Origin of the sequence: Nocardioides sp., from assembly GCF_016462705.1 — a bacterium.
Lineage (GTDB): Bacteria > Actinomycetota > Actinomycetes > Propionibacteriales > Nocardioidaceae > Nocardioides.
Genome location: NZ_JAEMSS010000035.1, coordinates 21,692 through 28,710 on the forward strand (window position 1 = coordinate 21,692; position 7,019 = coordinate 28,710).

The window sequence follows — 7,019 nt, forward strand, 5'->3', positions numbered from 1 at the left end:
CTCACCCGTTCGGGGGAGACCGCCCCCCGCACACGGATTCAGGACTGTCGGCGGCGCGTGACAGAGTTGTCGACGTGGCGGATCAGCTGATCATTCGGGGTGCCCGGGAGCACAACCTCAAGGACGTCTCGCTCGACCTGCCGCGGGACTCGCTGATCGTGTTCACGGGCCTGTCCGGCTCCGGCAAGTCGTCGCTCGCCTTCGACACGATCTTCGCGGAGGGCCAGCGGCGCTACGTCGAGTCGCTGTCGGCCTACGCCCGCCAGTTCCTGGGCCAGATGGACAAGCCCGACGTCGACTTCATCGAGGGCCTCTCGCCGGCGGTCAGCATCGACCAGAAGTCGACGTCCAAGAACCCGCGCTCGACGGTCGGCACGATCACCGAGGTCTACGACTACCTCCGCCTCCTCTACGCCCGCGCGGGCCGCCCGCACTGCCCGGTCTGCGGCGCACCGATCGAGCGGCAGACCCCGCAGCAGATCGTCGACCGGGTGCTGACCCTGGAGGAGGGCGCCCGGTTCCAGGTGCTCGCCCCGGTGATCCGCGGCCGCAAGGGCGAGTACGTCGAGCTGTTCAAGCAGCTCCAGACCCAGGGGTTCTCCCGCGCGAGGGTGGACGGCGAGACCTACGGCCTCGACGACCCGCCCAAGCTCGACAAGCAGAAGAAGCACACCATCGAGGTCGTCGTCGACCGGCTCGCGGTCAAGGAGTCGTCCAAGCGCCGGCTCACCGACTCCGTCGAGACCGCGCTCGGCCTCGCGGGTGGGCTGATCACCTTCGACTTCGTCGACCTGGACGCCAAGGACCCGCACCGCGAGCTCCGGTTCAGCGAGAAGATGTCGTGCCCCAACGACCACGCGATCGACACCGACGAGCTCGAGCCCCGGTCGTTCTCCTTCAACAGTCCGTTCGGCGCCTGCCCCACGTGCCACGGGCTCGGCACCCGGATGGAGGTCGACCCCGAGCTGGTCGTCCCCGACCCGGGGGCGACGCTGGGGGAGGGCGCCATCCAGCCGTGGAGCATGGCGCACGTCGCCGACTACTTCCTGCGGCTGATGGGCGCCCTCGGCGACGAGCTCGGCTTCGACCTCAACACCCCGTGGGAGGACCTGCCCGCCAAGGCCCAGAAGTCGCTCCTGGACGGTCACTCCACCAAGGTCCACGTCGTCACCACCAACCGCTACGGCCGCAAGCGCGCCTACTACGCCGAGTTCGAGGGCGTCCGCACCTACATCGAGCGCCGGCACCGCGAGGCGGAGTCGGACACCAGCCGGGAGCGGTTCGAGGGCTTCATGCGCGAGGTGCCGTGCCCGGTGTGCAAGGGCAGCCGGCTCAAGCCGGTCTCGATGGCCGTGACCCTGGGCCCCAAGGACGCCGGTGGCCTCAACATCGCCGACGTCTGCTCAATGCCGATCAACGAGACCGCCGACTTCCTGCGCAACGTCGACCTCAGCGCCCGCGAGCGGCAGATCGGCGAGCGGGTGCTGAAGGAGATCCAGGAGCGCCTCAACTTCCTCCTCGACGTCGGTCTCGACTACCTCTCGCTCGACCGTCCGTCAGGCTCGCTCTCCGGTGGAGAGGCCCAGCGGATCCGGCTGGCCACCCAGATCGGGGCCGGCCTGGTGGGGGTCCTCTACGTCCTCGACGAGCCGTCGATCGGCCTGCACCAGCGGGACAATCAGCGGCTCATCGAGACGCTGGTCCGGCTCAAGGACCTCGGCAACACCCTGATCGTCGTCGAGCACGACGAGGACACCATCAAGACCGCCGACTGGGTCGTCGACATCGGTCCCGGTGCCGGTGAGCACGGCGGCCAGGTGGTCCACAGCGGCACGGTCCAGGGCCTCTACGACCACCCCGACTCGCTCACCGGGCAGTACCTCTCCGGCCGTCGCGAGATCCCGGTGCCCGCCGTACGCCGCCCGCGCACCCCCGGCCGCGAGCTGGCCGTGCTCGGCGCCCGCGAGCACAACCTCCAGAACGTCGACGTCGCCTTCCCGCTCGGGCTCTTCGTCGCCGTCACGGGAGTGTCCGGCTCCGGCAAGTCGACGCTGGTCAACGACATCCTCTACACGTCCCTGGCCAAGCAGATCTACCGCTCCCGCACCGTCCCCGGCCGGCACCGGACCATCACCGGGGTCGACAACGTCGACAAGGTGATCCACGTCGACCAGTCGCCGATCGGGCGCACCCCGCGCTCCAACCCGGCGACCTACACCGGCGTCTTCGACCACATCCGCAAGCTCTTCGCCTCGACCCCCGAGGCCAAGATGCGCGGCTACCTCCAGGGCCGGTTCTCCTTCAACGTCAAGGGCGGCCGCTGCGAGGCGTGCGCCGGGGACGGCACGATCAAGATCGAGATGAACTTCCTCCCGGACGTCTACGTCCCGTGCGAGGTGTGCCACGGCGCCCGCTACAACCGCGAGACGCTCGAGGTGCACTACAAGGGCAAGACCATCGCCGAGGTCCTGGACATGCCGATCGAGGAGGCGGTGGACTTCTTCGCCGCCGTCCCGCCGATCGCCCGGCACATGAAGACGCTGGTCGAGGTCGGCCTCGGCTACGTCCGGCTCGGACAGCCGGCCACCACGCTCTCCGGCGGGGAGGCGCAGCGGGTCAAGCTGTCCTCGGAGCTCCAGAAGCGCTCGACCGGCGGCACCGTCTACGTGCTCGACGAGCCCACGACCGGCCTCCACTTCGAGGACATCCGCAAGCTGCTGCTCGTCCTCGGCCGGCTGGTCGACCAGGGCAACACCGTGCTGGTGATCGAGCACAACCTCGACGTCATCAAGACCGCGGACTGGATCGTCGACATGGGCCCCGAGGGCGGGTCCCGCGGCGGCACCGTCGTCGCCGAGGGCACTCCCGAGGCGGTGGCCGCCAACGCGGCCAGCTACACGGGCCAGTTCCTCAAGCCCATCCTTGCCGGGCGCGAGGCGGCACAGCCCAAGGCCGCGCGGCGTACGCCGGCCAAGAAGGCCGCGGCCACGAAGGCTCCCGCCACGAAGGCTCCCGCGAAGAAGGCTCCCGCCAAGAAGGCTCCCGCCAAGAAGGCTCCCGCCAAGAAGGCTCCCGCCAAGAAGGCCAGCGCCCGCAGGAGCGCGTGAGCCGCGCGCACAGCGAGGGCACAGGTCGACGTCCTAGGATTCTCGGCATGTCCGCGGATCCCTATCCCTTCTCCCAGGCGATGTCGGACCTGCGGGCGGACCTGCGCCGCTACCGCCGTCTGTCGGGTCTCCCGACGTTCGTCAACCTGTGGATCTCGCCCGGTGGCGTCGCCTCCATCCACTACCGGGTCGCGCATTGGGCCTGGGCCGGCCGGTCGCCTGTCCGGCTGGCGTCCCGGGTGCCGCTGATCTTCTTCCAGAGGCTCGTCGAGGTGTGGGCGGGGGTCGGGATCAGTCCCCAGGCGGTCATCGGCCCGGGTCTCTACATCGGGCACTTCGGGCAGATCATCGTGCACGGGGAGGCGCGGATCGGGTCCAACGCGACCCTGACGCAGGAGGTCACCCTCGGGTTCACCCCGACCGGCCGCCGCAAGGGCGCCCCGACGATCGGCGACCGCGCCTACATCGCCCCCGGCGCCAAGCTGTTCGGCGCGATCACCGTCGGCGACGACGTCACCGTCGGTGCCAACGCCGTGGTCAACCGGGACGTGGAGGACCGCTCGGTGGTGGGTGGGGTGCCGGCCCGGTTGATCAGCAAGCAGGGCAGCTTCGACCTCGTCTACTACGACGGCATGGACGGCGACCCCGCCAGGTCCGCGTCGCTGGCGCTGGCGGACCGCCCGGACTCGCCGGCCGGCCCGGAGTCGAGCCTGCCGCGGTAGGCCGACAGGACCATCGGTCCGTAGACGAGCATCTCGAGCCCGACCACGAGCAGCCAGCCGGTCGCCAGGCCCTCGATGTCACCTGTGAGCCCGCCGATGGTGGCCCCCACGAGCTCCAGCAGCGTCAGGGTCCACACCAGCCGTGCCTCGCGGCCCACCCGGCCGCGCAGCCGGCTGAGCGCGACGTGGTGGTCCTTGACGACCAGGCCGAGGCCGGAGACGGCGAGCAGGATGAGCGCGGTGTGACCGGCGTCGGCGTAGTCCTTGCCGAACACGTAGAGCACGTACTTGCCGCCCAGGACGGCGACGACCGTGGCCGCCAGGCAGGCCAGCACGGAGTAGCGGAGGCTCAGCCGGAACTGCGGGATCACCTCGTCGGTGAACTTGGAGCCTGACGCGAACAGGGCCGTCGACAGGGCGATCGGGAGCACGAACACGAACGCCGCCACGGACCAGGTCGCGTAGAGGTAGCCGGCCTGCTGCGAGGTCATCGTCACGTTGGCCACGATCGGCATCGCGAAGTACGGCGTGCTCAGCGCGAGGTTGAGGGCGTGGTGTGCCGCCGCGGTGCGGCCGCGCCCGGCCAGCACCCCGGGCCGCGGGACGAGCCGCGACCAGCGCACCCGCTGGGTGCGCGCCACCCAGCCGACCGTGGTCACGAACGACGCCACGTTGCCGATCACCCAGCTGGCGAAGACGCTCAACGAGGTGGTGGAGCTGAGGGCGAACGCGAGCGCGATGACCGCGGCGAGCTTGACCACCGCGAAGACGGTGTTGCGCCCCAGCTGCAGCCCGCCGCCCTTGGTGCTGAGCAGTGCCTGGTCGAAGACCAGGCCGACCACCTGGGTGGCGACACCGACGACGAAGAGCGTCGTGGACCCCCACTCCGAGCCGATCCCGGGGAGGCCCAGGACGGACTCGGGGAGGACCAGTGCGGCCGCCAGCGCGAGAGCCGCACCCGCGGCGGCGCTGAGGCCCGTGGCGGCCACGACGAGCTCGCCGCGCCGCTCGGTGCGCTGCGGGAGCTCGGCGATCAGCAGGGTGCCCAGGCCCAGCATGGCGACCGGCGCCAGCAGGCTCATCGCCGCGATCGCGGTGGCGGACTCGCCGACGATCGAGGCGTCGTAGAGCCGAGCGGCCGCGGCCCAGTAGAGGAACCCCAGCCCCGAGGTCAGCAGTGAGGTGCTGACCAGCGCCGCGGCGCTGCGGACGAGGAACGAGAGGGCCGATGTTCGCGGCCGCCCCGAGCTGTGCTTCCCCATCCGTGCATTCCCCATCGTTGGACGTCCCCTCCGGGGATCTGACTCGAGGATAGGGAGCGCGACCCCGCGTGAGTGCTTTCTCATCGAACTCACACCCGGGTCTCATCGACCCTCGGTGGCCCCTGGATTAGGTTTCAACCATGACCCAGGTCTCCCGCCGCACCGTCACCGGACTGGCCACCGCCGGCCTCAGCCTCCCGCTCCTCGCCGCCTGCGGCGACGACTCGGACACCGCCTCGGACCCGGGCACCGGCTCGGGCTCCAGCTCGGGAGGCGGGAGCACGCCCAGCCAGGCCGAGAGCTCGAGCGGTGGCGGCGGTGGATCGGACGCCCTCGCCTCCACCTCGGACATCGAGGTGGGCGGCGGCACGATCTTCGCCGACGAGCAGGTCGTGGTGACCCAGCCGAGCGAGGGGGAGTTCAAGGCGTTCAACACCACCTGCACCCACCAGGGCTGCCCGGTGCAGTCGGTCTCCGACGGGACGATCAACTGCGACTGCCACGGCAGCAAGTTCTCGATCTCGGACGGCTCGCCCGAGAGCGGGCCCGCGACCTCCCCGCTGGAGGAGGTCGGCATCACCGTCGAGGGCGACTCCATCGTGCTGGCCTGACCCACGCTGACCCGCGCTGGCCCACGCTGTCCGCCCTCGACCGTAGGGTTCAGGAGTGGTGCCTGCCGACTATCGCCCCGAGCCGGGGTCGATCCCGACCCAGCCCGGCGTCTACCGGTTCCGGGACGCCAAGGGCCGGGTGATCTACGTCGGCAAGGCCAAGAACCTCCGGGCCCGGCTGTCGTCCTACTTCCAGGACGTCCGCAACCTGCACCAGCGCACCGCCGCGATGGTCACCAGCGGCGCCAGCGTCGAGTGGACGGTGGTCAACACCGAGGTCGAGGCGCTCCAGCTGGAGTACTCGTGGATCAAGGAGTTCGACCCGCGGTTCAACGTCAAGTACCGCGACGACAAGTCCTACCCCTGGCTCGCCGTGACCGTGGGCGAGGAGTTCCCCCGGGTGATGGTCGGGCGCGGCGCCAAGCGCAAGGGCACCCGCTACTTCGGCCCCTACAGCCACGCGTGGGCGATCCGCGAGACCGTCGACATCCTGCTCCGGGTCTTCCCGATGCGCTCCTGCAGCAACGGCGTCTTCAAGCGCTCCGGCCAGATCGGGCGGCCCTGCCTGCTCGGCTACATCGGCAAGTGCGTGGCGCCCTGCGTCGGCAACGTCACCGCCGACGAGCACCGCGAGATCGTCGACGACTTCTGCGACTTCATGGCCGGACAGACCCGGCCGTTCATCCGGCGCATCGAGAAGGAGATGTACGCCGCCTCCGACGCGGAGGACTACGAGCGCGCGGCCCGGCTGCGCGACGACCTCGGCGCCATCAACCGGGCGCTCGAGAGGCAGCAGGTCGTGCTGGGGGACGGCGCCGACGCCGACGTGGTCGCCCTCGCCGAGGACCCGCTCGAGGTGGCCGTGCAGATCTTCTACGTGAGGGGCGGCCGGGTGCGCGGCCAGCGCGGCTGGGTGGCCGACCGGGTGGAGGAGGGCGGGACGGCCGAGCTCGTCGAGGACTTCCTCCTCCAGCTGTACGCCGGTGCGGACGCCGACTCGATCCCACGGGAGATCCTGGTGCCCGAGCTGCCGCCCGACGCGGCGACGTTCGAGCAGCTGCTCGGCGACCTGCGCGGCAGCAAGGTGCGGATCCGGGTGCCGCAGCGCGGCGACAAGAAGGCGCTCCAGGAGACGGTCGCGCGCAACGCCGGCCAGTCGCTGGCCCTGCACAAGACGAAGCGGGCCAGCGACCTGACCACGCGAAACCAGGCGCTCGAGGAGATCCGCGCGGCGCTCGCGCTGGACGAGGCTCCGCTGCGGATCGAGTGCTACGACGTGTCCAACCTCCAGGGCACCGAGGTCGTCGCCTCGATGGT

At 70.6% G+C, this 7,019-nt stretch carries 5 protein-coding genes; 4 read left to right on the forward strand and 1 reads right to left on the reverse strand.

Annotated elements, in window-relative coordinates; all coding sequences use genetic code 11:
* Positions 1–74 precede the first annotated feature (74 nt).
* Both uvrA and JHD21_RS06695 read left to right on the forward strand, forming a co-directional pair.
* Positions 75–3,107 carry an excinuclease ABC subunit UvrA gene (uvrA, locus tag JHD21_RS06690; RefSeq protein ID WP_292672680.1) on the forward strand — a complete coding sequence of 1,011 codons (3,033 nt, stop codon included), beginning with the start codon at positions 75–77 and terminating at the stop codon, positions 3,105–3,107.
* 47 nt (positions 3,108–3,154) lie between these two features.
* Positions 3,155–3,829: a hypothetical protein gene (locus tag JHD21_RS06695; protein ID WP_292672682.1), complete on the forward strand. Its 675-nt coding sequence runs from the start codon at positions 3,155–3,157 to the stop codon at positions 3,827–3,829.
* On the opposite strand, the gene JHD21_RS06700 is transcribed toward JHD21_RS06695, so the two are convergent.
* Positions 3,730–5,091, reverse strand: a complete 1,362-nt coding sequence (locus JHD21_RS06700; RefSeq protein WP_292672684.1) for a hypothetical protein — start codon at positions 5,089–5,091, stop codon at positions 3,730–3,732. The two genes, JHD21_RS06695 and JHD21_RS06700, sit on opposite strands and share 100 nt — an antisense overlap.
* Before the next feature lie 140 nt (positions 5,092–5,231).
* Here JHD21_RS06700 and JHD21_RS06705 point away from each other — a divergent pair, with 140 nt between their 5' ends.
* The gene (locus JHD21_RS06705) at positions 5,232–5,702 is read left to right on the forward strand and encodes a Rieske (2Fe-2S) protein (protein WP_292672686.1); all 471 of its coding nucleotides are present in this window, start codon (positions 5,232–5,234) and stop codon (positions 5,700–5,702) included.
* Positions 5,703–5,757: 55 nt separating this feature from the next.
* Positions 5,758–7,019: excinuclease ABC subunit UvrC (gene uvrC, locus JHD21_RS06710; protein ID WP_292672688.1), on the forward strand; the 1,262-nt coding region annotated here is incomplete at its 3' end.